This window comes from Kineococcus terrestris, from assembly GCF_041020755.1.
Taxonomy (GTDB): Bacteria; Actinomycetota; Actinomycetes; order Actinomycetales; family Kineococcaceae; genus Kineococcus; species Kineococcus terrestris.
Window position 1 is genome coordinate 87,524 of the sequence record NZ_JBEUEI010000012.1, and the last position, 26,273, is coordinate 113,796.

Genomic DNA, 26,273 nt, shown 5'->3' on the forward strand with positions numbered 1-26,273 from the left:
GGGCCGTCGTGCGCTCAGCGGGTCAGCGGGCGTCGTCCCCGCCGATCGGGACGGTGACCGGCAGGTCCTCCTTCGAGGTGCCCTCGAAGGTGAAGGACGCGTCCGGGCCCTCGCCGGTGACGTCCACCGAGACGATCTGGCCGGCCTTGAGGTCGCCGAACAGGATCTTCTCGGACAGGACGTCCTCGATGTCGCGCTGGATGGTCCGGCGCAGCGGCCGGGCGCCCAGCACCGGGTCGTAGCCCTTGGTCGCCAGCAGGACCTTGGCCGCGGGCGTCAGCTCGATGCCCATGTCCTTGTCCTTCAGGCGCTCGTCGACGCGGGCGAGCATGAGGTCGACGATCTGGACGATCTCCTCCTGCGTCAGCTGCGGGAAGACGACCATGTCGTCGACGCGGTTGAGGAACTCGGGCCGGAAGTGCTGCTTGAGCTCCTCGTTGACCTTGGCCTTCATCCGCTCGTAGTTGGTCTGACCCGCCCCGGCGCCGGCCGCGAAGCCGGTGGCCACGCCCTTGGAGATGTCCCGCGTCCCCAGGTTGGTGGTCATGATGATCACGGTGTTCTTGAAGTCCACCGTGCGGCCCTGCGAGTCGGTCAGGCGGCCGTCCTCGAGGATCTGCAGCAGCGAGTTGAAGATGTCCGGGTGGGCCTTCTCGACCTCGTCGAAGAGGACGACCGAGAACGGCTTGCGGCGCACCTTCTCCGTCAGCTGGCCGCCCTCCTCGTACCCGACGTAGCCGGGCGGGGAGCCGAACAGCCGCGAGACGGTGTGCTTCTCGGAGAACTCGCTCATGTCGAGCTGGATGAGCGCGTCCTCCTCGCCGAAGAGGAACTCCGCCAGCGCCTTGGCCAGCTCGGTCTTCCCGACGCCGGTGGGGCCGGCGAAGATGAAGGAGCCGCCGGGGCGCTTGGGGTCCTTCAGGCCGGCCCGGGTGCGCCGGATGGCCTGGGACAGGGCGCGGATCGCGTCGTTCTGGCCGATGACGCGCTTGTGGAGCTCGGCCTCCATGTTGAGCAGGCGCGAGGACTCCTCCTCGGTGAGCCGGACGACCGGGATGCCGGTGGCGGTGGCCAGGACCTCCGCGATCAGCTCCTCGTCGACCTCGGCGATCACGTCCATGTCGCCGGCCTTCCACTGCTTCTCGCGCTCGCCCTTCTGCGCCAGGAGCTTCTTCTCCTTGTCGCGCAGCGACGCGGCCTTCTCGAAGTCCTGCGCGTCGATCGCGCTCTCCTTCTCGCGGCGCACGTCGGCGATGCGCTCGTCGAACTCGCGCAGGTCCGGCGGAGCGGTCATGCGGCGGATGCGCAGCCGGGCGCCCGCCTCGTCGATCAGGTCGATCGCCTTGTCGGGCAGGTAGCGGTCGTTGACGTAGCGGTCGGCCAGGGTCGCGGCCGCCACGAGGGCGGAGTCGGTGATGGAGACGCGGTGGTGCGCCTCGTACCGGTCGCGCAGGCCCTTGAGGATCTCGATGGCGTGGGCGAGGTTGGGCTCGGGGACCTGGATGGGCTGGAAGCGCCGCTCCAGGGCCGGGTCCTTCTCGATGTGCTTGCGGTACTCGTCCAGCGTGGTGGCGCCGATGGTCTGCAGCTCGCCGCGGGCCAGCATGGGCTTGAGGATGCTGGCGGCGTCGATGGCGCCCTCGGCGGCACCGGCCCCGACGAGGGTGTGGATCTCGTCGATGAACAGGATGATGTCGCCGCGGGTGCGGATCTCCTTGAGGACCTTGCGCAGCCGCTCCTCGAAGTCGCCGCGGTAGCGGGAGCCCGCCACCAGCGCGCCGAGGTCGAGGGTGTAGATCTGCTTGTCCTTGAGGGTCTCGGGCACCTCGCCGCGCACGACGGCCTGGGCCAGGCCCTCGACGACGGCGGTCTTGCCGACGCCCGGCTCGCCGATGAGGATCGGGTTGTTCTTGGTGCGCCGCGACAGGACCTGCATGACGCGCTCGACCTGCGGCTCGCGCCCGATGACCGGGTCGAGCTTTCCCTCGCGGGCGGCCTGCGTGAGGTTGCGCCCGAACTGGTCGAGGACGAGCGAGCCCGAGGGGGTGCCCTCCTGCGGGCCGCCGGCCGTGGCGGGCTCCTTGCCCTGGTAGCCGGACAGCAGCTGGATGACCTGCTGGCGGACCCGGTTGAGGTCGGCGCCCAGCTTGACGAGGACCTGGGCGGCGACGCCCTCGCCCTCGCGGATGAGGCCCAGCAGGATGTGCTCGGTCCCGATGTAGTTGTGCCCGAGCTGCAGCGCCTCGCGCAGCGACAGCTCCAGCACCTTCTTGGCGCGGGGGGTGAAGGGGATGTGACCGGACGGGGCCTGCTGGCCCTGGCCGATGATCTCCTGGACCTGCTCGCGGACCGCGTCCAGGGAGATGCCCAGCGACTCCAGGGCCTTGGCCGCGACGCCCTCGCCCTCGTGGATCAGGCCGAGCAGGATGTGCTCGGTCCCGATGTAGTTGTGGTTGAGCATCCGGGCCTCTTCTTGGGCCAGGACGACGACCCGTCGGGCGCGGTCGGTGAACCTCTCGAACATGCGGCGCTCCTCGCGGGTGGTCGGGTCCAGGGGGCGCTCCCCCAGCGGACCACTCCGATGCTAGTCCCGGGGTCGGACAGGTTCACTCCCATCGGCGCCTCGGCCGCGGACGTGAGCCTCCCCGGCCCCGCTGACCTGACCAACCTGCGCCCGGGCGGCGCTGTTCCACCAGGTCGTTCGCCCATGGCGTAGCGGCGTGTCGCCCCGTGGCGCGCCGCTCACGGGGCGGTGCCCCGGGCGGGCGGCCGCGCGGGTCGCTCCCCTCCGGCGACCCGTGCGCCCGCCCGGCGCCCCCCGCGACCCGGACGAGCGCGCCGGCCCGCCCCGCGCTCGAGCGGGGCGGGCCGGCGCGCGGGACCTCAGACGTCGCGGCGCTTGAGCACCAGCGCGCCGAGGGCCAGCAGGACCAGCACCCAGGCGGCGAAGACGCCGGTGCCCGCCCAGGCGTCCAGGTAGGAGGGGACCTCGGAGACGGTCGTGAGGTTGGTCGGCGCGTTGGAGAACCAGTACTCGCGCAGGGTGTCGCCGCCCCAGGACTCCGGCACCGCCATGAGCAGCAGCGGCACCACGAAGATCGCGGCCAGGACGGTGCAGACGGCGCCGGCGGTGTTGCGCATCAGCGCGCCGACGGCCAGCCCGGCCAGGGCGAAGCCGACGAGCACGAGCACGTTGCCGACGAGCGCCCGGGCCACTCCGTCGTCGCCGAGCGAGGCGCCCCGCTCCCCCAGGACGGCCTGCCCCAGCAGGAAGGCCGCGAGCACCGAGACGCCCGTGACGACGAGCACGGAGACGGCGAGGACGGCGGCCTTGGCGGCCAGCACGCCCAGCCGCCGGGGAGCGGTCGTGAACGAGGTGCGGACCATGCCGGTGGAGTACTCCCCGGCGACGACGATGACGCCGACGGCGGCCACGATCAGCCAGGCCATCTGGGCGCCCTGCAGGCTGGCGGCGGTGGCGTCGACGCCCTGGGCGGCCACCGCCGGGCCGGCCTGCGGGTCGGCGAGGACGTCGCGCAGCGCCCACGACAGCAGGACGCCGAGGCCGACGATCGCCACGACGGCGGCGACCATCGTCCAGGCGACGGAGCGCACGCTCCAGAACTTGATCCACTCGGCGCGCAGGAGCCCCGCGGCGCTGACGCGGTGCTCGACGGGCCGGTACTGCGGGGACGGCCGGTCGACGACGGGCGTGCTCACCGGGACACCTCCTGGGTCTCTCGCTGCTCACGGGTGGACGGGGCGGGGCCGGCGGGGCGGTCGGCGGGCAGGTCGAGCACCGGGCCGGCGCCCGGCCCGGCGTGCGCGGCGTACTCGACGGCGTCGGCGGTCAGCTGCATGAAGGCCTCCTCCAGGGAGGCGCGCACGGTGTGCAGCTCGTGGACGGCGACCCCGCGGCGCAGGGCCTCGTCGCCGATCCGCTCGGCGGACAGCCCGCGCACCTCGAAGGCGCCGTCGCCGGTGGCGACCAGCTCGCCGCCGGCGTCGCGCACGAGGTCGGTCAGCTGGGCGACCTGCGGGGAGCGGACGGTGACGCCGCGGGGGCGCACGCGGTCGACGAAGGCCTGCACGCTCTCGTCGGCGATGAGCCGGCCCCTGCCGATGACGACGAGGTGGTCCGCGGTCAGCGCCATCTCGCTCATCAGGTGCGAGGAGACGAAGACCGAGCGGCCCTCGGCGGCCAGGGACTTCATGAGGTTGCGGATCCACAGGATGCCGTCGGGGTCGAGGCCGTTGACCGGCTCGTCGAACATGACGTTGGCGGGGTCGCCCAGCAGCGCGGAGGCGATGCCGAGGCGCTGGCCCATGCCGAGGGAGAAGCCGCCGGCGCGCTTGGCGGCGACCTCGCGCAGACCCACCAGGTCGATGACCTCGTCGACGCGGGCGCGGCCGATGCCGGCGGTGGCGGCCATCGCGCGCAGGTGGTTCAGGGCCGAGCGGCCGGTGTGGACGGCCTTGGCGTCCAGCAGGGCGCCCACGCTGGACAGCGGGGCGCGGTGCTGGGCGAAGGGCCGGCCGTCGACGAGGACCTGACCGGCGGTGGGGCGGTCCAGGCCGAGGACCATCCGCATGGTCGTGGACTTGCCGGAGCCGTTGGGGCCCAGGAAGCCGGTGACGATGCCGGGGCGGACGGTGAAGCTGAGGTCGTGCACGGCTGTCTTGCGGCCGTAGACCTTGCGCAGGCCTCTGGCTTCGATCACGAGCTGCTCCTCACGGCGGGCGGGCTGCTGACGACGGCCCCCAGCCTGTCGGCGCCCCGGCGGGCCCGCGTCCGCCGTGCGGTGGCGGCGGGGTCGGCCGAGCGGTGCGCCCGCGCCCGCCGCGCGCACGACCCCCGGACGACGGACGGCTCCCCCGCCGGAGCGGGGGAGCCGTCGGTGCGCGGTGCGCGCGGGGCGCCGGGTGCGGCGCGGGGACCTCGGCGGCCCCCGGCGGGGCCTCAGTGAGCGGCGTCGTACGCCTCGAGGACCTCGGAGGAGATGCGGCCGCGCTCGGAGACCGTGTAGCCGTTCTCCTTCGCCCAGGCGCGCACGGCACCGGTGTCGCGGGAGGGGCCGTCGGAGCTCTTCGACGCCCGCGAGGACGAGGAGGAGGACGACGACGTGGAGGAGGAGGACGAGGAGGAGCCGGAGCCGCGGCGGCCGCCGGTGCGGGCGCCGACCCGGCGGGCGTGGCCCACCCACGGCGCGAAGGCGTCGCGCAGCGCGGAGGCGTGCTCGTCGGACAGGTCGATCTCGTAGTTGACGCCGTCGAGGGCGAACGAGACCGTTTCCGCCGCCTCCCCGCCGTCGATGTCGTCCACCAGGAGCACCTGGACCTTCTGCGCCATTTCCCGCACCCTTCCGACCACCCGTTCCCGACGTCTTCCGGGCGCGATCGTGCTGCACCCCGGGGGCGTTGTCAAAAAGGCGCTCAGGAAGCGCCGGAGGAGTCCTGGGCCTTTTCCGCGCCGGTGGCCGCGCGGTGCTCGGCCTCGGCGCGCGCCGCGGCCCGCCGTTCCCGGCGGTCGGCGTGCAGGATGGAGCGCATCAGGAGGATGAAGAGCACGAGCAGGCCCACCGAGGGCAGCAGTGCGGCGATCGCGTCCACCCCACCAGGGTACGTCCGCCCACCGTCCGCCCCCGCCGCACCGGGCTGCACCCGGCCGCCCCCGGCCCGGTTCAGCGCGGCTTGACCAGCGGGAAGAGGATCGTCTCGCGGATGCCCAGGCCGGTCAGGGCCATCAGCAGGCGGTCGACGCCCATGCCCATCCCCCCGGTGGGCGGCATGCCGTGCTCCTGCGCGCGCAGGAAGTCCTCGTCGATGCGCATGGCCTCGTCGTCGCCGAGGGCGGCCAGCCGGGCCTGCTCGGTGAACCGCTCGCGCTGCACCACCGGGTCGACCAGCTCGGAATACCCGGTGGCCAGCTCGAAACCGCGCACGTACAGGTCCCACTTCTCCACCACGCCCGGCACCGAGCGGTGCGCGCGCACCAGCGGGGACGTTTCCACGGGGAAGTCGCGCACGAACGTCGGCGCGTGCAGGGAATCGGCCACGAGGTGTTCCCAGAGTTCTTCCACGAGCTTTCCGCGGGTGGCGCGCGGGACGTCGACGGCCACGCCGAGGCGCTCGGCGACCGCGAGCAGGTGCTCGCGCGGGGTGTCCGGCGTGACCTCCTCGCCGAGGGCCTGCGACAGCGACGGGTACATGGACAGGCTCGTCCACTCCCCGCCCAGGTCGTACTCCTCGCCGTCGGCGAGCGTGACGACCTGCGTGCCGAACGCCTCCTGCGCGGCGGTCTGCACCAGGGAGCGGGTCAGCTCGCCGATGCTGTCGTAGTCCCCCCACGCCTCGTAGGCCTCGAGCATCGCGAACTCGGGCGAGTGCGTGGAGTCCGCGCCCTCGTTGCGGAAGTTGCGGTTGATCTCGAAGACCTTCTCGATGCCGCCGACGACGCAGCGCTTGAGGAACAGCTCGGGCGCGATGCGCAGGTACAGGTCGGTGTCGAAGGCGTTGGAGCGCGTGGCGAACGGGCGCGCGGACGCCCCGCCGTGCAGCGTCTGCAGCATCGGCGTCTCCACCTCGAGGAACCCGCGGTCCTCCAGGGTGCGGCGCAGCGAGCGCACGACCGCCGAGCGGGCGCGCACGTTCGCGCGGGCCGCGTCGCGCACGACGAGGTCGACGTAGCGCTGGCGGACGCGGCTCTCCTCCGACAGCTCCTTGTGCAGGACCGGCAGCGGCCGCAGCGCCTTGGCGGCCATCCGCCAGGAGTCGGCCATCACCGACAGCTCGCCGCGCTTGGAGGCCACGACCCGCCCGTGCACGAACACCAGGTCGCCGAGGTCCACGTCGGCCTTCCACGCGGCCAGCGCCTCCTCGCCCACGCCGGCCAGCGACACCATCGCCTGCAGCCGGGTGCCGTCGCCCTCCTGCAGGGTGGCGAACGCCAGCTTCCCGGTGCCGCGCAGGAACACCACGCGGCCGGTGACGCCGACGAGGTCGTCGGTCTCCTCGCCGGGGGCCAGGTCCGCGTGGCGCTCGCGCACCTGCGCCAGCGTCGTCGTGCGGGGCACCGCGACGGGGTACGCCTCACCGCCCTCGGCGAGGATCCGGTCGCGCTTGGCGCGGCGGACCAGCACCTGCTCGGGCAGGTCCCCGAACTCCTCGAGGTCCTCGACGTGCCCGACGTCGTCCGCGTCCACCGTGCCGGCCTGCGTCTCGCTCACGGTCCCAGGCTATCCGCGCGCCACCGGCGCCCCCGACCGCGCGGGACCGTCCGGACGGGTGGTCCGGCGCACCGGGCGCTCCGGCCGGGGGGTTCAGCCGGGGCGGCCGACGACGAGCGGGACGTTGTCGATGAGGCGGGTGGAGCCGACGCGCGCGGCGAGCGCCAGCAGCGCCTCGCCGCGGTGGTGCTCGGGGACGTCGGCCAGCGTCGCCGGGTCGACGAGGGCCAGGTAGTCCACGCGGGCGGCGGGTTCGCGCACCAGCACGTCGCGGGCCGCGCGGCGCACGGCGCTGGGCCCCTCGGGGGCGGCGGCCTCCCCCGCGCGCAGGGCGCGGCCCAGCACGAGGGCGACCTCGCGGTCGAAGGGGGTGAGGTAGCGGTTGCGGCTGGACAGCGCCAGGCCGTCCTCCTCGCGCACGGTCGGCACGGCGACGACCTCGACGCCCAGGTCGAGGTCGCGGACCGTGCGGCGCACCAGCAGCAGCTGCTGGGCGTCCTTCTGCCCGAAGAACGCGAGGTCGGCGCGGGTCAGGTGCAGCAGCTTGGTCACGACGGTGAGGACGCCGTCGAAGTGGCCGGGGCGGCTGGCGCCCTCCAGCACCTGGCCCAGCGGGCCCGCGCTGATCCGCACCAGCGGGTCGCCGTCGGGGTAGACGACGTCGGGGCCGGGGGCGAACACGACGTCGGCGCCGCAGCCGGCGGCCAGCTCCAGGTCGGCGTCCAGGGTGCGCGGGTAGCGGGCCAGGTCCTCGCCGGGTCCGAACTGCAGCGGGTTGAGGAACACCGTGACCAGCACGGAGGCGGCGCGCTCGCGGGCGCGGCGGACCAGCTCGGCGTGCCCGGCGTGCAGGGCGCCCATCGTCATGACGACGGCGACGGGCCCGGGCAGGGCGTCGCGGGCGGCGGCGAGCTCGGCCCGGGTGCGGGCGACGACGAGCTGGGTCACGGGGCGGGGTTCCTCTCGGCGAGCGCGGCGGCGACGGCCTGCGCCGGCGCCGCGCCCACCCTGCCGGAGGCCCTCAGCCGCTCGAGCGCCGCCCCGGCCAGCTGCGCGTAGGTGGCCGCGGTGGTGGCGCCGGCGCGCTCGCGCAGGACGGCCAGGTGGGCGGCCACCGTCCCGGCGTCGCCGCGGGCCACCGGCCCGGTCAGGGCGGTGCCGGGGGCGGTCAGCGCGTTGTCGAGGGCGGCGGTCAGCAGGGGGCGCAGCACGGTGGCGGCCTCGTCGCCGACGGCGCCGCGGGCGGCGTCGAGGGCCTGCTGCACGAGGGTGACGAGGTGGTTCGCGCCGTGCGCGAGGGCCGCGTGGTACAGCGGGCGGTCGTCCTCGGCGACGTGGACGGGCACGGCGCCCCACTCGCGCACGAGCGCCTCGGCGACGGGGACGAGGACGGGCGCGACGGTGACGGCGACGGCGCAGCCGGACAGGCGCGGCACGTCCAGCGAGGTGCCGGTGAACGTCATGGCCGGGTGCAGCGCCATCGTCAGCGCCCCGGCCGCGGCCAGCGGTGCGAGGACGCCGGTGCCGTGCCGCCCGCACGTGTGGGCGACGAGCTGCCCGGGGCGCGCGTGCGCGGCCAGGCCGGCGGCGACGCCCGGCAGCTCGTCGTCGGGGACGGCGAGCAGCACGAGGTCGGCGGCGGCCGCGGCGGCCGGGTCGGTGGTCAGCGGGACACCGGGCAGCAGCGCCTCGACGCGGTCGGCGGCGTCGAGGCTGCGGGCGACGACCGCGACGACGCGGTGCTGCGCCGCGCGCAGCACCGCCCCCAGGACCGGGCCGACCCGCCCGGCCCCGACCACCGCCACGTCCAGCCGCCCCGCCGCGCCCGCGCTCACGGGGCGCACCGGCCGCTGACGAGAGAACCCGCCGTGATCTTGCACCGAGTCACACGCCATCCCTAGCAGACCGGGAGGACCGGCCGGGCGGGCGTGTGACTCGGGCGAGATCACGACGGGTTCGGGGTCGTGCGGTCCCTCAGTCGCCGAGGATGGCGGCCTGCTCGACGCGCAGGGCGTCGATGAGCCGGCCCTGCGGCAGGACGACGTCGTCGTAGGTGAGGACCTGGTCCTTCTTCACGTCGCGCTTGAGGACGCAGCCCTCGGCGACGCCCATCGGCAGCAGGCCCTGCGCCTTCGTGACGTCGTAGCGCTCGGCCACGCCGTAGGTGTCGTACCCGCCGAGGCGGTCGATCTCCTCGCCGGCCGCGAGGTCGGTCTTGGCCGTGGTGACGACCTCGACGTGCACGCGGTCCGAGGGCACGATCGCCGCGTCGGCGAACAGGACCGCGCGGGCCACGGTCAGCGGCACCTCGAAGTGGCACAGGTGGTACGGCGTGTAGAAGGAGTACAGCGGTCCCTCGCCCAGCTTGTAGAGGTTGAGGTAGTGCTGCTGCTTCGGGTCGTCGTGGGTGCCGAGGACGTACACGCCCGGGCCCGGCTTGGAGCCGACGACGTAGTCGACGACGCCGCCGAGCTCCTTCAGCTGCTCGACGTCGTACTTCCCGGTCAGCTCGTCGACGTGGCCGTGGTGGTCGGCGCCGCGCATGCCGCGCCGCTCCACGGTGAACCCGGCCGCGTTGGCGACGAGGGCCTGCTCGAACGACACCTTCGTGCCGTCGGCGAAGCTCGTCACCATGTACGGGTCCTGGCCCCACTTCCTCGCGAAACCCTCCTGGGTGGTGGGGTTGCGGTACTCGTCCTGCAGGCCCTTGATGTTGCCGGCCACCAGCGGCGTGACGCCGATGGAGCGCACGAACCGCAGGAGGTTCATCTGCACGCCGGGCTGGTCGCCGTCGGCGCCGGTGTAGACGACGCCGGCCTTCTCGGCGCGGGTGCGCAGCGCGAGGCCGGCGGTGCCGTCGACCTCGGCGTTCAGCAGCACGACGTGCTTGCCGGCCTCGATGGCCCGCACGACGACGTGGGCGCCGTACTCGGTGTTGCCGGTGGCCTCGACGACGGCCTCGACCTGCCCGGCGTCCACGACGGCCTCGTAGCTGGCGGAGACGACGGGGTGCCCCTGGGCGATGGCGCGGTCGACGCCCGCGGCGTCGTCCGCCTCGACCACGCCGCTCAGCCCGGCCTGCTCGTAGGCGTCGCGGGCCTTGGACACGGTGCGGTTGGCGATGGCGACGAGCTCCATGCCGGGCACGGAGTTCACGACCTGGTTGACGACGCCGCGGCCCATGAACCCGGCGCCGACCAGCGCGACGCGGATCGGGCGGCCCTCGGCCTGGCGCTGCTTCAGCGCGCTGTCGACGATGATCACGACAGCACCGCCCCGTCGGCCAGCAGCGTCCAGCTCTGGTCCTTCTCGCTGATGACGGCGACGTCGCGCGCCCACGGCAGCGCCAGGTCCGGGTCGTCCCAGCGCAGGCCGCGCTCGGTGCCCGGGGTGTACTTCTGGCTCACCTGGTACACGACCTCGGCGCCGTCGGTCAGCGTGAGGTAGCCGTGCGCGAAGTACGGCGGCACGTACAGGGCGCGCCGGTTCTCCGCGGTCAGCTCGACGGCCACGTGCTGCAGGTACGTGGGCGAGCCGGCGCGCAGGTCGACGATGACGTCCTGGATCGCGCCGGCGGTGCAGCGCACCAGCTTGGCCTCGGGGGCGGGGTCGACCTGGGTGTGCATGCCGCGCAGCGTGCCCGCCAGGTGGTTGTACGACAGGTTGCACTGCTCGACGGCGGGCACGAGCCCGGCCGCCTCGAACTCATCGCGGCAGAACGTGCGGGCGAAGAAGCCGCGCTCGTCGGCGCGCTCCTCGAGGTCGACGATCGCGACGCCCTCGATCGCGGTGGTGCTGATCCTCACGCGCCCACGCCCTCCGAGCCGGCGAACTTGCGCCAGAACAGGTCCTTGTCGAGCTGCCCCGTGCGGATGAGGTGCTCCAGCTGCTTGAGGCGGGTGTGCCCGCGGCCGGTGAACGTCGCCTCGTCCAGGTCGATGGCGCGGAACACCTCGACGAGCTGGGCGGCGCCCTTGTCGGCGTCCCAGTCGCAGGAGAAACCGGGCAGCGAGTCGTGGATCTTGTCGAAGTTCACCTTGTAGCTGCGGTTGTCGCCGTTGCTCTGGCCGAAGGTGATCTGCGCCTCGGGCAGCGCGCGGCCGACCGCCTCGGCGATCTCGCGCACGCGGTAGACCTGCTTGGAGTCGCCCACGTTGAACACCTGGTTGTGGACCGCCTCGCGCGGGGCGTCGAGCACGGCGCGGATCGACTTGGCGATGTCCAGGCCGTGCACGAGCGGGCGCCACGGGGAGCCGTCGGACGTCATGGCGATCTTGCCGGTGGTGTAGGCGAGACCCGCGAGGTTGTTCAGCACGATGTCGAAGCGCTGGCGCGGGGAGGCGCCGTAGGCCGTCGCGTTGCGCATGAACGTCGGCGAGAAGTCGTCGTCGGCCAGCGGGGCGACGTCGCGCTCGACGAGCGCCTTGCACTCGGCGTAGGCGGTCTGCGGGTTCACCGGCGAGGTCTCGTCGACGGTGTCCTCGGCCACGCCGTACACGGAGCAGCTGGACATGTAGACGAAGCGCTGCACGCCGGCGCGCTTGGCGGTCTCGGCCAGGCGCACGGACCCCTTGTGGTTCACGGTGAACGTGACGTCGGGGATGAGCTCGCCCAGCGGGTCGTTGGACAGCTCGGCCATGTGGACGACGGCGTCGGCACCGGCCAGGTCGGCCTCGGTGACGTGGCGGATGTCCTTGGCCAGGGTCTCCACGGACGCCGTGGCGCCGTTGTAGAGCCAGCCGTTGCGGTAGTAGCCGGTGTCGATGCCGACGACCGAGTGGCCGGCGTCGAGCAGGGTCGGGGCGAGCAGGCAGCCGAGGTAGCCCTCGGTGCCGGTGACGACGATCTTCACGGGTGTTCTCCGGTTCCCTCGGTCCTCAGTCTTCCCAGATCTTCCACGGCGCCTGGCCGGAGTCCCAGAGCTTGTTGAACTCGGTCCACTCGCGGAAGGTGTCCATGCCCAGCCAGTAGCCCTCGTGCTTGGAGACGGTCAGCTGGCCGTCGCGGGCGACGGTCTGCAGCGGCTTCTGCTCCAGCATCATGTCCGGGTCGTCCTCGAGGTACTTGTCCGCGAACGCGCGGTCGAAGACGAAGAACCCGCCGTTGACCCAGCCGTCGGCCAGGGTCGGCTTCTCGTTGAACTCGGTGACGGTGTCACCGGTGACGTGCATCTCGCCGTAGCGCGAGCTGGGGTGCACCGCGGTGACGGTGGCCAGGCGGCCGCCGGCCTCGTGGTCGCGCAGCGTCTTGGCGATGTCGACGTCGCCGAGGCCGTCGCCGTAGGTCAGGACGAACCTGTCGGCGGTCAGGTGCTGCTCGACGCGCTTGATGCGGGCCGCGGTGGCGGTGGTCAGGCCCGTCTCGACGAAGGTGATCTCCCAGTCCTCCTGCACGCCGTCGGCGTGGTAGGTGGGGGCCTCCTGCGAGGACAGGTTCAGCGTGAAGTCGCCGGCGTTGAGGCGGTAGTCCAGGAAGTACCGCTTGATCATGTCGGACTTGTAGCCCAGGCACAGCACGAACTTGCGGAAGCCGTGCGCGCTGTAGAGCTTCATGATGTGCCACAGGATCGGCCGGCCGCCGATGTCGACCAGCGGCTTGGGCAGCTTCTCGCTGGCCTCGCGCAGCCGGGTGCCCATGCCTCCGCAGAGGATGACCACGGGGATCTCGGACACGGGCGTCTGCGTGCTCATCGGCACTTCCCTCACTGATCGAGTCGTCGGTCATCGACACGTGGGGGGCGCACGACGCTGCCCGGCCCCGGACGGGGCACGGGTGGACGTCTGGAGCGGCGGCGCGACCCCCCACGAACCGCGCTGCCACCGGCGTCCGGGTGCGCTGCGACGTTACTACAGCACACTGATCACGGAGCGTTAACTTCACTCCTTCGGGCGGACATCGGCCCGCCCGCACCTCAGTTCTGACGCAGGGAAACCAGGAGGTCACGCAGCGGAGTCATCGCGTCCTGCCAGGACACCGATCCGCTCTGCGCGACCCGCTCGGCGGCCCGGCGGCCCAGCTCCGCGGCCCGGGCCGGGTCGCCCAGCAGCGCGGCCAGGGCGTCGGCGAACTCCTGCGCCCCGTCGGCGACCTCCACGACGTCGCGGTGCCCCTCCAGCCCCTCCAGCCCCAGCGACGTCGTCAGCACCGCCCGCCCCCGGCTCAGCGCCTCGACGAGCTTGATCTTCGTCCCGCCGCCGGACAGCAGCGGCACCACGCACACGTCGGCCTCGGCGTAGAACGGGTCCACGCTCGGCACGTCGGAGCGGAACTCCACGCCCTCCGGCTCCCCCGACTCGCGCGGGTGCACCTGCGCCAGGTTGCGGCCCACGGCGGTGAACCGCGCCCGCGGCTCGCGCTCGTGCACCAGGGGCCACACCTCGTCCAGGAACCAGCGCAGCGCCTGCTTGTTCGGGCCGTAGTCGGCGGCCCCCACGAACAGCGCGCGGCCCAGCCCCGGCGCCGGCTGCGGCGCGCGGCCCGCGGCCGTCACCCCGTTGGGCACGAGCACCGTCTCCACGCCGTTGGCGCGCAGCACCTCCTGGTCGCGGCGGCTGCAGGCGGTGACGTGCCGGGCCCGGCGCGCGGCGGTCACCTCGTACCGGCGGAACCGCTCGACCTCGGGGGCCAGCAGGCGGCCCAGCACCGGGCGCTCGGTGCGCAGCCGCCGCTCCAGCAGGTCGGCCTCCACGTTGTGCAGGTCCAGCACGTCCACCGCGACGCCGGCCGGCACGTTGACGGCCATCTGCGGGAAGTCCACGTGCAGCACGTCCCCGGGACGCAGCTCGCGCCGCAGCAGGGCGTGCAGCGCCGGGGAGAACCACTTGCCCGCGAACGCCGACGCGCGCAGCACCGCGCCCGGTCGCGGCGACGGCGAGCCGACGTGGTGCACCGTCACGTGGGCGGGCAGCTGCTCGCGCCAGTCCGGCCACTCGTCGAACCCGGTCACCTGCACGTCGTCGAACACCTGCGCGTAGGCGTCCAGGACGGCGCGCGAGCGCTGCCGGCCCCCGGAGTCGGTGCGCGCGGGCAGCTGCTTGAGCACCACCCAGGCCCGGCGGCCCCCCGCCGCCCGCTGCTGCTCCTGCTGCTCCTGCTGCTCCGGCGCCATGCGCTCCGGTCCCCCCTCGAACGTCCCGCGGTCGGCCCCTCTCTACCAGACCGCCGCGCGGCGCGGCCCCGCAGCGGAGCCCGGGTGGACCGGACGTGCACGGGCGCTCGCCCCCGTCACCCGGACGGCCCCCGTGCGGGTGACGCCCGGGCGACGGGCGGGACAACTCCCCCGCCGCGCGCCGCCGTGCACCTATCCTGGGCGTGACACACGACACGCGGCGCGGGCGAGACCGGGGGGAACGGGTCCGCCCGCCGTGGAGACGGGGGAGACGTGACGGTGGACGTGCGGGTCGACGCGGCGACGGACGACGGAGCCGGGGGAGCACCCGGTCCGGTGACCGCGGACGGGCGCGTGCGCCACCCCGCGGACCCGGCCCGCAGCTTCGACGCGGAACTGGTCCTGGTCAGCTACAAGAGCGCCCACCAGCTGCGCGAGCTGCTGGCCGGGCTGCCCGAGCAGCTGCCCGTGGTCGTCGTGGACAACGCGTGCGACGCCGACGGCGTGCGCGCCGTCGTCGAGGCGCGCCCGCGGGGGCGCTACGTGGACTCCGGCGGCGGCAAGGGTTTCGCCCGCGCGGCCAACATGGGCGCGCGCAGCAGCACCCACGAGTTCGTGGTGTTCGGCAACCCCGACTCCCGCCCGACCGTCGCCGCGTTCGCGCAGATCCTCGCCGACGTCGCCGACGACCCGTCCTGCGCGGCCAGCGCGGCGACGATGGTGGGCGTCGACGGGCACGTCGAGCTGGGCGTGGGCGGGTGGGAGCCCACCGTGCGCCGGGCCCTCGTGCACTCCGCGGGCCTGCACAAGCTGATGCCGCGCGCCGGCCTGTACGCCAAGCCCCGCCCGGGCGAGGACCTCACCGTCGACTGGACGACCGGCGCGTGCATGGCGGTGCGCCGCAGCACCTTCGTCGAGCTGGGCGGTTTCGACGAGGAGTTCTACGTCTACAACGAGGACATGGCCTTCGGGCGCGCCGCCCGCGAGCACGGGCTGCACGAGAAGCTGCGCACCGACGTCCTCGTGCCGCACGCCGCCGGGGGGTCCGGCGCGCCGTCGCTGGAGATGCTGCGGCTGCGCGGGGCGGCGATGTCGCGCTACCTGGCCCGCCACCACGGCGGGCCCTCGCACCGGCTGCTGACGACGGCGCTGGCCGCCGGGTACGCCGTGCGCGCCGCGCAGCGCACGGTGCTGCGCCAGAGCGACCGCGCCAGCCAGCACTGGGCCTACGTCAAGGGCGTGACCACGGGCCGCGCCAGCGTGGCCGGCAAGGTCGTCATGGAGCGCTCCCCGCGCGTGCCCTGACGGGCAGCGGGACCGCCCGCGGCCCCGGCGCAGCGCCGGGGCCGCGGGCGCGCGGTCAGCGGGCGGGCTTGTCCCACTTCAGGACGCGGTCGCCGCGCAGGAAGCGGCGCATCCCGCCCACGGCGACGACCTGCAGGTACAGCACCTGCGCGGCCACGCGGCCGGGCAGCGGCACGCGGCGGCCCTTCTCCTGCGCCACGAGCGCGGCCGCGGCGACGGCGTGCCCGGCGAGGAACACCTGCGCGGTGCGGCTGCGCCGGGCCGAGCCGGCGGCCAGCCCCAGCAGGGCGACGTGGCTGAGCGGTCCCAGGGTGGAGCGCCACAGCTTGTGGCCCCACAGCTCGGCGCTGACGAGGCCGCGGGCGGGCGAGAGCAGGTGCTTCTTGCGCCACATGACCCACAGGCCGCCGCCCAGCACGCGCGTCTTGCGCTCCCAGGACAGGTCGATCGAGCCGATGGACGGCTCGGTCATCAGCGCGCGCGGCTCGTAGGCCACCGACCAGCCGCGGTCCATGACGTCGAGGGCGACCCAGAAGTCGTCGTTGGAGATGTCCGCGGGGATCGGCTCCCACGCCTCGCGCCGGACGGCGCACAGGCCGCCGTCGAGCCCGAGCGTGGTGCCCAGGCGCGCCTCGTTGCGCTTGATCCAGCTCTCGAAGCGCCAGTAGGCCAGCTCACCGCCCTCGCCCTCGAGCTTCTCCCCCGCCACGGCGCCCGTGCCGGGCGCGAGCAGCGCGGAGACGAGGTAGGCGATGGCGTCGTACTCCAGCTCGGAGTTCGCGTCGCTGATGACGACGAGGTCGTGGGTGGCCGCGCGCACGCCGGCGTTGAGGGCCTGCGACTTGCCGCCGCGCTCGGCCAGCAGCAGCACGCGCGCACCGGCGGCGCGGGCCGCGTCGGCGGTCGCGGGGTCGCCGTCGGCGACCACGAGGACCTCCAGCTCGCCCTGGTAGCCGTTCTTGCGGACGTTGTCGACCTTGGCGGCGATGACGCCGCGCTCCAGGTACGCCGGCACCAGCACGGTGACGCCCGGCCACTGCGGCGGGGCCTCGACCTGCGGCGGGCGCTTGGCCCGGGCGGCCAGGTGCAGGGCCACGGGGTACACGAGGTGCCCCACGGCGGTGGACGTCGCCAGGGCGACGGCGAGCGCGGACCGTGCAACGGTCATCGGTTCCCCCCACGGGTGCTGGCGCGCCGGGCGCCCGGTCTGCGTCCACGTCCGCGCACCCCCCGGCCGCACGGATCGGCACCGACAGTACCCGCGGGGGCACGCGGCGGGGAAGTCGCAGCACCTCGCGGGTGCGCCGTCGGGGTTCTCCAGGCCCGCATCTCACGGTCAGTACCGCCATCGTGACTCACAGTCGTGGACGGCGAGGACCCCGGCCGCGACCGGGAGGTCGCGACCGGGGTCCGGTCAGCGGGTGCGCTCGCGCGCGGCGGGGCTCAGAACAGCTCGCGGTACTTGGCGGCGGACTTCGGCATGCGGGTGCCCTCGGTCAGCAGCCAGCGCTTGGCGTCGATGTCGCAGTTGAACTGCACCTCGTACAGCAGCTTGCCCGCACCGGTGCCGCCGTTGGCGCGGAAGAAGTCGAACATGCCCTGGACGAACGCGGGCGAGTCGCCGTTGTCGGCGTTGCCGGACCACTCCGAGACCGACAGCGGCAGCCCGACGCTCTTGGCGAAGGCCAGGTGCTGGGCCAGGCCCTTGGGGGCGCCGAAGCCGTCGACCTGCTGCAGGGAGGAGGCGAACGTCGCCGCGTCACCCGCGTACGGGTACTGGTTGTAGTAGTCGACGCCCATCACGTCGACGAACTGCGTGCCCGGGAAGGTCTTGCGCCAGTCGACGTTCGAGCCGACGGACTCGCGGTTGACGTTGAAGACCAGCTTGGCGCCCGGGAAGACCTCCTTCTGCAGCGCGCGGTAGCGCTTCCACGCCGCGACGAACTCCTGCGCGTTGCCCGCGTTCACGCTCCACGGGTACCAGTTGCCGTTCATCTCGTGCGCGAAGCGGATGTGGACGGTGCCGGGGCGGTTGCCCCACTTCGTGCGCAGCGTGGTCAGCGAGGCGCGCCAGCGGGCGTCGTACGCACCGCGGGCGGCGGCCGACCAGCTCTCGCCGCGGTCGAACGCGCCGACCGCGACGTCGAGGTCGCCGGTCCAGCTGCCGTACTCGGCGCCGCGGTCCAGCTGCCAGAAGTTCGCGGCGGAGGTGTTGTTGTCCGACCACGTCGCGGCGATGCCCACCTGCGAGCCGCGCCAGGCGCCGAACGCTCCGGAGGCGACACCGACGCCGGAGGCGCCGGACTTCCACGGGCCGGCCGTGGCGGGAGCCGGGGCGGGCGCGGGGGCCGGGGCGGGAGCCGGGACCGGGGCGGGAGCCGGAGCCGGGGCGGGCGCCGGCACGACGGGGGCGGGCGCCGGGGACGGGCTCACGGGCCGGGGGTTCTGCACGACGGCACCGGTCGTGACCGGGACGACCTGCACCGCACCGACCTTGGCGTGGTTGCGGGTGGCGGAGAACCCGAGGTCCAGCGAGCCGTCGGCGACGGTGACGCGGAACGTGCGGTCCACGGCGGTGTCCTTGCCCGCGACGGCGAACAGGTCCAGGTCGGTGACGACCCGCGCGCCCTCGGCGGTGACGGAGAACACCCGGGCGCCCTTCGCGCCGAAGTACGTCTCGGCCATCTTCAGCGTCACGTCGTAGGTGCCGTTCGGCACCTGCGCGCGCCAGGCGCTCATGCCCCAGTGCTCCGACTGGTACAGGCGGTCGTCGGCGGTGCCGCGGATGTCGTTCGCGGTGACCGAGGGCACCTGGTACCCGCCGGTGAAGCCGGTGCCGGCGGACCACGTGTTCCCGGCGGCGTCCGTCACGGCGCTCTTCTGCGTGCTGACGCGCACGGTCGTGCCGTTGGCCGACGCGGAGGCGGCGCCGGCGGTGGTCAGGCCGGCGGTGGCGACGGCGACGGCGGTGGCGGACAGCAGGAACCTGGTGGTGGCGCGCATGGGGGTGACCTCGTTCGCAGGTGGGGGGACGCTGCGCGCTGCGGCGCGCGGCGGTCCCGGTGCGGTCGTCCGGGGTGGTTCGGGAAGCGTTCTGGTGGTGCGGAAGTCCACTGGGGTGCTGCAGGAGTTCTCGGGGAGGTCCCCGAGGGCCTTGAGCCGGAACGGCGCGGAACCTGTAACGCGGCGGCCACCGCGCGCGATGAACTCCCCCGGTCTCCACGGGCCGTGACGAGCGCGGGTCGGGTTGCGCCGATCGGGTGACCGCCGCACGAGGAGCGCGCACGCACGGTGACAGCACCTCCCCGGACCGTGCCCGCACCGGTAACCTCCGACCGAGCGGGGCGCCAGTGCCCCGCCGCGGCGGGCCCGCACCGGTCCCGCCGGCCACCGGCACCAGCGACACCGACGCAGGGGGGACCGTGCGACTGCACGCCGTCTACCGCACGCACGGCGGCGAGAACGCCAAGGGGCGCCCGGAGTGGTACTCCAAGGAGGTCGCGCTGCAGTCGTTCCTGCGCGCGGTCGAGCGCGCCCGCGGCGAGGGCCTGGACGTCGAGCTCGTCGTCCTGGGCGACGGGCCGCTGGACCCGGCGACGACGGCGCTGGCGCGCGCGTGGGGCGACCTGGTGACGATCAGCGCCGGCGACAACCGGCGCAGCTACCTGCACGCCGTCTCGCTGCCGCGGCGGCGGGAGTGGCCGGCCGGCGACCTCGTCCTCCTCGCCGAGGACGACTACCTGTGGCGCCCGGACGCCCTCGTGGAGCTGGTCGCGGCCGCGCGCTCGCACCCCGACGCGGACTACCTCGCCCCGTACGGTCCGGCGCCCGACGAGCCGGGCGCGCCGCAGCGCTGGGAGCGGATCGAGAGCACGACGAGCACCTTCGCCGCCCGGGCCGGGGCGCTGCGCCAGGACGAGCGCCTGCTGGCGCTGTGCGCGTGGTCCGGCGGCGACTTCGACGTCACCACCTGCATGACCCTGGCCGGCCGACCCCGGTTCTCGGTGCGCGACCTCGTCGTGCACCACCCCACCGACGACCCCGTGCCGGCGCACGTGGCCGCGGCCCGGCACGGCTACCTGGCGGCGCTGCGCCTGGCGGTGGACGCGCGGGCCGCGCTGCGCCGGCCCGCGCGGCGGCGCGCGCTGCTGGGCGCGCGGCCCGTGCTGGCCACGCACGGCGAGGAGGGCTGGGTGGCCCCCGGCGACTGGGCGCAGCTGGCGGAGAGCACCCGGCGCTGGGCCGCGGGCGCCCTCGCCTGACGCCGCGCCCGACGCCGCGCCGGGCGCGCACCGGCCCCGGGACGACGAACGGCGCCCCACCCGTGCGGGTGGGGCGCCGTTCCTCGTGGGGCGCGGGGTCAGCCGCGCCGGGAGGCCGCGACCTCGGGGTCGGGCTGGGCGGAGGAGACCACCGGGCGGGCCGGCGAGCCCTGCGCGGGCCGGGCGTCGCCGCCCGAGCCGCCCGAGGTGTCCCCGACGACGACCTGCGCCACCACGGCCGGGGCGGCGATGGACAGCTGGGCCAGGGTCTTGCTGACGACCTCGGCGCGCGGGTCGGCCTCCACCTGCACGAGGACGGCGTCGACCTCGCCGGCGACGGCGAACGCCACCGGGCTGGAGACCACCGAGCCGCCCACGAAGATCACCAGGTAGCCGGCCTCGACGAGGGTGCGCACCCCCGCGCCCACGACGTGCGGCTGCAGCGAGCGGGCGTCCAGCGGGAGCACCCCGACGACGGCGCCGCCGCCGATGACCCACGGGCGGACCTCGTCGCCCCAGCGGCGCTCGGGCAGGGTCTGCGGCAGCCCCTCCTCGACGGGGGCGCCGAACGGGGCCAGGCGGCTGCCCTGCTCGTCGGCGTCCACGAGGACGACGCGGCGCCCGGCGCGGGCGGCCGAGGCCGCCAGGCCGGTGGCCAGGGCGCCCGCGCTGCCGGAGGCGGCCGTGACCAGCACCGAGCCGACCTCCAGGCGCGGGGTGCGCAGGTGGCCGAGGTGCTGCAGGCCGACCAGGACCACGCCGGCGCTGCGGCTGGGCCCGCTCAGCGGGTCGGTCAGCGAGCGCGGGGTGGGCAGCGAGCCCCAGCGGGCCAGCTCGGCCACGCCCGTCAGCGGCGGGGCCGTGACGCGCTGCTTCAGGTGCGCGCCCCAGGCGACGGCGCCGGCGGCGGCCAGCAGGCCCACCACCCCGCCGACGAGGCCGAGCTGCCACGGGTACGGCGGCGACGGCGAGGTGGGCACGCGGGCCGAGTCGATGCTCGCGACGCCCGAGCCGTACGAGGAGGCCGCCAGGTTGATCTGCTGGACCTGCTGCGCGTTGGAGGCGGCCGTCGCCGCGTCGGTCGCGGCGGTCGTCTCCGGCACGGTCGCCAGGGCCGCGTCGCGCGCCGCGGTGACCTGCGCCAGGACCTGCGCCTGGTAGGCGTAGGCGATGGCGTCGGCCGTGTCGGCGGCGTTCTGCGGGGTGGTGCCGGTGGCGGTGACGAACACCTGGTTCGTCTCCGTCTGCGCCTCGACCGTCAGGCCGGCGCGGAAGTCGTCCGCCTCGGTGGCGGGCACCTGCACGGTGGTGGCGGGCTCGTCGGCCGTGGCCGGCACCTCGACGGGGTTCTGCGCCGCGCTCAGCACGGTGCTGGACTCCACGATCGCCGCCTGCAGCGAGGCCCACCGCGTCGGGTCGCCCAGCTGCGCGCCCTGGTTGCCCGACGCCGTCGGGTCGAACGGGCGGTCCTTGGACAGGGTGATCGTCGCCGTCGCCGTGTAGCTCGGCGTCAGCAGCGCCCCCGCCCCGAAGTAGCCGGCGAGCGCCAGCACGACGGCCACGGCCAGCACCTTCCAGCGGTGCCGGAACACGGCGCCCCAGACGCCCGTGCCGTGCCGTTCCGGTCCCATCCGCGTCTCCGCCACAGGCCTCTCCCTCTGGTCCCCCCCGGGTGCGCGAGCACCCTGCCGTCCGCCCGGTGTCGACGGACGGTCCCGCGTCATCATCCCACCGGGGACCGCGCCCCGGGCCACGACGAACCCCCCGGACGCGCAGCGTGACCCGCTCGGAGCAGCAGGTCGTGACGCTGATCGGGTGGTGCGGTCACGCACCGTCGACCGTTCTGGTGGAGGTTCCGTCCAGGGCCCCGCCGGGGCCCTCCGGCGCACCTACGATGGCACGCGAGGACGGCCGGCGGCGACGCCCGCGACCAGCGTGCACCCGATCTCCACCCGCCCGTCCGCACCCGACCACCCGTCCGCCGGGACCCACGGACCGACCACCGGAGCAGCCGCGTGCCGATCGCCCCGAAGAGGCCCAGCGCCGTCCCCGCCGCCACGTCCGCCGCCACGTCCGCCGGCGACCCCGACGGCGGCCTGCGCGCCAGCACCGTCGCCGACCGGCGCGTGATGGCGGTCGTCACGGCGGTCCTGCTGTCCATCACGGTGCTGCAGCGCTTCGCCGTGCCGGTCGGGCCGCTGCTGTCGGTCAGCGTCCTGGTGACGATCGCCGGGATCGCCTTCCTGCTCTACCACGGCGACGTCGTGGAGAACGCGCCCGCGATGCGGGTGTTCGTCGTGGCGATGGCGGTCTGCTTCCTCGCGGCCGGGATCGTCCTCGTCAGCGAGGGCGTCGGCGCCGTCACGTCGCTGGTCTACCTGCCGGTCATCTGGGTCGCGTTCGCCTTCACGCTGCACCCGGCGCGCCAGCACCTGTACCCGCGCGTCCTGGCGCGGTTCGAGGCGCTCATGCTCGTCTTCGCCGGCATCGGCATCGCGCAGACGCTCGCCCAGGTCGCCGGGGTGTGGGCCTACCGCGACTACCTGCTGAGCTGGGTGCCGTCCAGCTTCCTGTTCCTGGGCTACAACACGTCCAACCCGATCGAGTACGGCGCCTCGGTCTACCGGGCCAACGCCTTCGTCTTCCTCGAGCCGTCGATCTTCGCGCAGTTCCTCGCGCTGGCGCTGCTGTCCAGCCTCGTGCGCCGCGCCAGCCTGCTGCGCGCCGTCGTCCTGGGCGCCGCGATGATCTGCTGCATCTCCGGCACCGGGCTGCTGTACGTCGCCTTCGGCGTGGTGCTGCTGGCCCTGCGCCGCGGCGGGGTGTGGACCGCGCGCATCGTCGTGGCCGCCGTCGTCGGCGGGCTCGTGGCGCTGGCCACGCCGTTCGGGGCCATCATCGCCTCGCGCACCGACGAGGCGTCCGTGGACAACTCCAGCGGCAGCCTGCGCTTCGTCCAGCCCTACGAGCAGATCCTCGGCACGTGGGCCACCGACCCCCTCACCACGCTGTGGGGCGCCGGCGCCGGCTGGGCCGACCAGCTGGCCGACCAGATCTTCGGCGCGACCGGGCTGCCCATCAACTTCTCCGGGATCGCCAAGCTCGTCCTGGAGTACGGCATCCCGGCCACGGTCCTGTTCGCGACGTTCGCGGTGCTGGCGATCGCCCGGCGCTCGCCCTCGCCCACGCTGGCGTGGTCGGGCCTGTTCGCCAACGCCGTGTTGACCGGCGCCCTGCTGCAGCCGCAGGTGCTCTACGTGCTGCTGCCGCTGTGCTCGCTGTTCATCGGGTACCGCTTCGAGCGCGACCTGGACGACGAGCGCCGGGCCAGCGCCCGCAGCGCCGCCGAGGACCACGCGCGCGAGGTCGCCGAGGCGGCGCAGGTGCGCGTCACCGTGGCCCCGGCCGACCCGAACGGGCGCGGCGGGGCCTGACGCCCTCCCGCTCGCCGCGGGGTCAGTGCGTGGGCAGGTGCCCGGCCAGGCGGTCGTAGCGCTCGGCGCTCGCGGCGTTCAGGCCCTCGATGCGGACGTCCTTGCCCCTGGCCGCGTACTTCGTGGTGATCGCGTCGAGGGCGGCGACGGTGGAGGCGTCCCACACGTGCGCTCCGCTCAGGTCGATCACCACGTGCTCGGGGTCGCCGGCGTGGTCGAACCGGTGCACGAGGTCGTTGCTGGAGGCGAAGAACAGCGAGCCGGTCACCGCGTAGGTCTTCACCCCGGCCGCGTCGACCGCGCTGGTCACCTCGACCAGGTGCGCGACCCGGCGGGCGAACAGCAGCGCGGCGACCAGGACACCGGTGATGACGCCGTAGGCCAGGTTGTGCGTCCACACCGTCACCGCGACCGTCGAGAGCATGACGGCGGTCTCGCTGCGGGGCATGCGCCGCAGCGTCGCCGGGCGCACCGAGTGCCAGTCGAAGGTCCCCACGCAGACCATCACCATGACGGCCACCAGCGCGGCCATCGGGATGGTGCCCACCACGTCGCCGAGGCCCACGACGAGGACGAGCAGGAACGTGCCGGCCAGGAAAGTCGACAGCCGGGTCCGCGCCCCGGACCGCACGTTGATCATCGTCTGGCCGATCATCGCGCAGCCGCCCATCCCGCCGAAGAAGCCGGTGATGACGTTGGCCGCGCCCTGCCCCCACGCCTCGCGGGTCCCGCTCGAGCGGGTGTCGGTGATGTCGTCGACGAGCTTGGCCGTCATCAGCGACTCCATCAGCCCGACCAGGGCCACCCCCACCGCGTAGGGGGCGATGATCGACAGGGTGTCCAGCGTCAGCGGCACGTCCGGCCACACGAGCACCGGCAGGCTGTCGGGCAGCTCGCCCTGGTCGGCCACGTCCGGCAGGACGAGCCCGGCCAGGACCGTCACGCCCGTGAGCAGCACGATCGCGACCAGCGGCGCGGGCACCACCGTCGTCAGCTTCGGCAGGAACACCATGATCGCGATACCGGCGGCGACCATCGCGTAGACCGTCCACGGCACGTCCCGCAGGTAGGGCAGCTGCGCGGTGAGGATCAGGATGGCCAGGGCGTTGACGAAGCCGACCATCACGCTGCGCGGGATGAACCGCATCAGCCGAGCGACCCCGAGCAGGCCGAGCGCGATCTGGAGGACGCCGGCGAGCAGGACGGTGGCGATGAGGTGCTGCAGGCCGTGCTCGCGCACCAGGGGGGCCACGACGAGCGCGACGGCCCCGGTGGCGGCGGAGATCATGGCCGGGCGCCCGCCCAGGAAGGCGATGGAGACGGCCATCGTGAAGGAGGCGAACAGCCCCACCCGCGGGTCGACCCCGGCGATGATCGAGAAGGAGATCGCCTCGGGGATCAGGGCCAGCGCCACGACCAGGCCCGCCAGGACCTCGGTGCGCAGCACGCGCGGCGACAGCCACGCCGGCCGGTCGCGAGGCCGGGGAGGACGCAGGAGCGTCGGCACTTCGGGGTTGGTCACGGGCGCTGTCCGCCGTTCCTGCTCTCGGGGCCCTGAGCGACCCCTGCCGGGTGGGTGGTGGGCCGCCCACCGGTTCCCACCTCGTGCGGCTCCTGCTCGAACTCTACCCTCACGTGAGGGTACGGTTCGGCGGGTGACGGACCAGGGGGGTCGTGTGGCAGGCGGTCGGGCGCACCGGGTGGTGCGCGCAAGCGACGGTGGGACCGGGGCGCCGGTGGGGACGGGTCCCGGGGTCACGGCGACCACGACGGCCGCCGCGGTCGCCCGCCGGGGCGGGCGCACGCTGGCCGACCTCTTCGACCCGCGCTCGAACAGCCTGACGGTGCTGCGGCTGCTGCTGGCCGCCACCGTCGCGGTCACCCACACCACGGAACTGGCCCGCGGCTGGCAGCCGCAGCTGGGCGAGACCCTGCTGGGCGACCTGGCCGTCGACGGGTTCTTCGTCGTCAGCGGCTTCCTCGTCACCGCCAGCTTCCTGCGGCTGGCCTCGCTGCGCCGCTACCTGTGGCACCGCTTCCTGCGCATCGCGCCCGCGTTCTACGTCTGCCTCGTCCTGACGGCCGCCGTGTTCGCCCCGCTGGCCTCCGTCCTCAACGGTGGTGGCGCGTTGGCCGTGTACCGCGGCGACGGCTCCGCGCTCGACTACGTCGTGGACAACGTGGCGCTGCTGATCCGCCAGTTCGACATCGAGGCCCTGCCCGCCGGCACCCCCGGCGACGGCACCGCCAACGGCGCCCTGTGGACGCTGTTCTACGAGGCCCTGTGCTACGGGATCGTCGCCGCGCTCGGCGTCGTCGGGGTCCTGCGGCGCAAGCCCGTCCTCGTCCTGGGGCTGCTGGGGCTGCTGCAGGTGGCGACGATCGCCGAGGAGTTCGGGGTCGGGTTCGTGCCCCAGGAGCTGCTGCTGCGCCTGACGTTCGTCTTCCTCCTGGGCGCCGCGGCGCACCTGTTCTCCGGGCACGTCGTCATGACGTGGCCGTGGACCCTCGCGGCCGCCGCGACCCTCGTCGGCGGGCTGGCGCTGTTCGAGGACTACCGCGCGGTCGGCGCCCTCGGGTTCGCCTACCTCGTGCTGCTGGCCGTGGTGAAGCTGCCGCTGCGCCAGGACCCGGGCTGGGACCTGTCCTACGGCGTGTACATCTACCACTGGCCGGTGATCGTGCTGCTGGTCAGCACGCCCGTCGCGGACCTGCCGGTCGCCGCCGTCGTCGTCGTGGTCCTGGCCACCGCGGCCGCCGTGGCCGCCGCCTCCTGGTGGCTGGTGGAGGCCCCGGCGCTGCGGATGAAGTCCGCGCCCCGGGTCACCCGGCCGCTGCCGGGCGCCCTGGACCGGATCGGCCGCGGGGGGGGGGGGGGGGGGGCGGGCGGGGCGCCCGGCGCGGGGGGGGGGGGGGGGGGGGGGGGGGGGGGGGGGGG

Annotated in this window: 21 protein-coding genes; 4 read left to right on the plus strand and 17 right to left on the minus strand. The window is 74.4% G+C overall.

Going from position 1 to position 26,273, the window contains the following annotated elements; genetic code table 11:
* Positions 1-22: 22 nt before the first annotated feature.
* From AB8M62_RS09395 to AB8M62_RS09455, 13 genes are all read right to left on the minus strand, one after another.
* A complete protein-coding gene (locus AB8M62_RS09395) occupies positions 23-2,524 on the minus strand; it encodes an ATP-dependent Clp protease ATP-binding subunit (RefSeq protein WP_369054962.1) in 2,502 nt (833 codons plus the stop codon).
* 359 nt (positions 2,525-2,883) lie between these two features.
* Positions 2,884-3,720 (minus strand): ABC transporter permease, encoded by an 837-nt coding sequence (locus tag AB8M62_RS09400; RefSeq protein WP_369069331.1) that lies wholly within the window; start codon positions 3,718-3,720, stop codon positions 2,884-2,886.
* Complete coding sequence (locus tag AB8M62_RS09405) at positions 3,717-4,721, minus strand: ATP-binding cassette domain-containing protein (RefSeq protein WP_369054964.1); 1,005 nt, start codon at positions 4,719-4,721, stop codon at positions 3,717-3,719. Before AB8M62_RS09405 ends, AB8M62_RS09400 begins: the two co-directional genes overlap by 4 nt.
* A gap of 239 nt (positions 4,722-4,960) precedes the next feature.
* Complete coding sequence (locus AB8M62_RS09410) at positions 4,961-5,350, minus strand: histone-like nucleoid-structuring protein Lsr2 (protein WP_369054966.1); 390 nt, start codon at positions 5,348-5,350, stop codon at positions 4,961-4,963.
* Between the two features lie 83 nt (positions 5,351-5,433).
* Entirely contained in the window at positions 5,434-5,610 is a 177-nt protein-coding gene (locus tag AB8M62_RS09415) for a hypothetical protein (protein ID WP_369054968.1), read from the minus strand.
* A 71-nt stretch (positions 5,611-5,681) separates the two neighbouring features.
* Entirely contained in the window at positions 5,682-7,202 is a 1,521-nt protein-coding gene (gene lysS / locus AB8M62_RS09420) for a lysine--tRNA ligase (protein ID WP_369055039.1), read from the minus strand.
* A 117-nt stretch (positions 7,203-7,319) separates the two neighbouring features.
* Complete coding sequence (gene panC, locus AB8M62_RS09425; protein ID WP_369054970.1) at positions 7,320-8,174, minus strand: pantoate--beta-alanine ligase; 855 nt, start codon at positions 8,172-8,174, stop codon at positions 7,320-7,322.
* On the minus strand, positions 8,171-9,061 hold the full coding sequence (locus tag AB8M62_RS09430) for a Rossmann-like and DUF2520 domain-containing protein (protein ID WP_369069332.1): 891 nt from the start codon (positions 9,059-9,061) through the stop codon (positions 8,171-8,173). Before AB8M62_RS09430 ends, panC begins: the two co-directional genes overlap by 4 nt.
* Positions 9,062-9,200: 139 nt before the next feature.
* Positions 9,201-10,490 carry an NAD(P)H-dependent oxidoreductase gene (locus tag AB8M62_RS09435; RefSeq protein WP_369069333.1) on the minus strand — a complete coding sequence of 430 codons (1,290 nt, stop codon included), beginning with the start codon at positions 10,488-10,490 and terminating at the stop codon, positions 9,201-9,203.
* Positions 10,487-11,032, minus strand: a complete 546-nt coding sequence (gene rfbC / locus AB8M62_RS09440) for a dTDP-4-dehydrorhamnose 3,5-epimerase (RefSeq protein ID WP_369069334.1) — start codon at positions 11,030-11,032, stop codon at positions 10,487-10,489. Before rfbC ends, AB8M62_RS09435 begins: the two co-directional genes overlap by 4 nt.
* On the minus strand, positions 11,029-12,078 hold the full coding sequence (locus AB8M62_RS09445; protein WP_369054976.1) for an NAD-dependent epimerase/dehydratase family protein: 1,050 nt from the start codon (positions 12,076-12,078) through the stop codon (positions 11,029-11,031). Before AB8M62_RS09445 ends, rfbC begins: the two co-directional genes overlap by 4 nt.
* A 25-nt stretch (positions 12,079-12,103) precedes the next feature.
* Positions 12,104-12,916: a glucose-1-phosphate cytidylyltransferase gene (gene rfbF, locus AB8M62_RS09450; RefSeq protein ID WP_369054978.1), complete on the minus strand. Its 813-nt coding sequence runs from the start codon at positions 12,914-12,916 to the stop codon at positions 12,104-12,106.
* Positions 12,917-13,137: 221 nt separating this feature from the next.
* Positions 13,138-14,334 (minus strand): glycosyltransferase family 4 protein, encoded by a 1,197-nt coding sequence (locus AB8M62_RS09455; RefSeq protein ID WP_369054979.1) that lies wholly within the window; start codon positions 14,332-14,334, stop codon positions 13,138-13,140.
* A gap of 273 nt (positions 14,335-14,607) precedes the next feature.
* On the opposite strand from AB8M62_RS09455, the gene AB8M62_RS09460 reads away from it, so the two are divergent.
* Positions 14,608-15,639 (plus strand): glycosyltransferase family 2 protein, encoded by a 1,032-nt coding sequence (locus tag AB8M62_RS09460; protein WP_369054981.1) that lies wholly within the window; start codon positions 14,608-14,610, stop codon positions 15,637-15,639.
* Positions 15,640-15,694: 55 nt separating this feature from the next.
* Here AB8M62_RS09460 and AB8M62_RS09465 read toward each other — a convergent pair whose 3' ends face one another.
* Both AB8M62_RS09465 and AB8M62_RS09470 read right to left on the minus strand, forming a co-directional pair.
* Entirely contained in the window at positions 15,695-16,807 is a 1,113-nt protein-coding gene (locus tag AB8M62_RS09465; RefSeq protein ID WP_369054983.1) for a glycosyltransferase, read from the minus strand.
* Between the two features lie 275 nt (positions 16,808-17,082).
* Entirely contained in the window at positions 17,083-18,642 is a 1,560-nt protein-coding gene (locus tag AB8M62_RS09470) for a malectin domain-containing carbohydrate-binding protein (RefSeq protein WP_369069335.1), read from the minus strand.
* A 419-nt stretch (positions 18,643-19,061) separates the two neighbouring features.
* Here AB8M62_RS09470 and AB8M62_RS09475 point away from each other — a divergent pair, with 419 nt between their 5' ends.
* The gene (locus AB8M62_RS09475) at positions 19,062-19,901 is read left to right on the plus strand and encodes a glycosyltransferase family protein (protein ID WP_369054986.1); all 840 of its coding nucleotides are present in this window, start codon (positions 19,062-19,064) and stop codon (positions 19,899-19,901) included.
* A 98-nt stretch (positions 19,902-19,999) separates the two neighbouring features.
* Here the strand turns inward: AB8M62_RS09475 and AB8M62_RS09480 are convergent, their stop codons facing one another.
* Positions 20,000-21,532, minus strand: a complete 1,533-nt coding sequence (locus tag AB8M62_RS09480) for a Wzz/FepE/Etk N-terminal domain-containing protein (RefSeq protein ID WP_369069336.1) — start codon at positions 21,530-21,532, stop codon at positions 20,000-20,002.
* 384 nt (positions 21,533-21,916) lie between these two features.
* Between AB8M62_RS09480 and AB8M62_RS09485 the strand changes: the two genes are divergently transcribed.
* The gene (locus AB8M62_RS09485; protein ID WP_369069337.1) at positions 21,917-23,335 is read left to right on the plus strand and encodes a hypothetical protein; all 1,419 of its coding nucleotides are present in this window, start codon (positions 21,917-21,919) and stop codon (positions 23,333-23,335) included.
* A gap of 22 nt (positions 23,336-23,357) precedes the next feature.
* On the opposite strand, the gene AB8M62_RS09490 is transcribed toward AB8M62_RS09485, so the two are convergent.
* Entirely contained in the window at positions 23,358-24,857 is a 1,500-nt protein-coding gene (locus tag AB8M62_RS09490; RefSeq protein WP_373694898.1) for a SulP family inorganic anion transporter, read from the minus strand.
* A 214-nt stretch (positions 24,858-25,071) separates the two neighbouring features.
* On the opposite strand from AB8M62_RS09490, the gene AB8M62_RS09495 reads away from it, so the two are divergent.
* Positions 25,072-26,273, plus strand: a 1,202-nt coding sequence (locus tag AB8M62_RS09495) for an acyltransferase family protein (RefSeq protein ID WP_369069339.1), incomplete at its 3' end; no start/stop codon positions are given.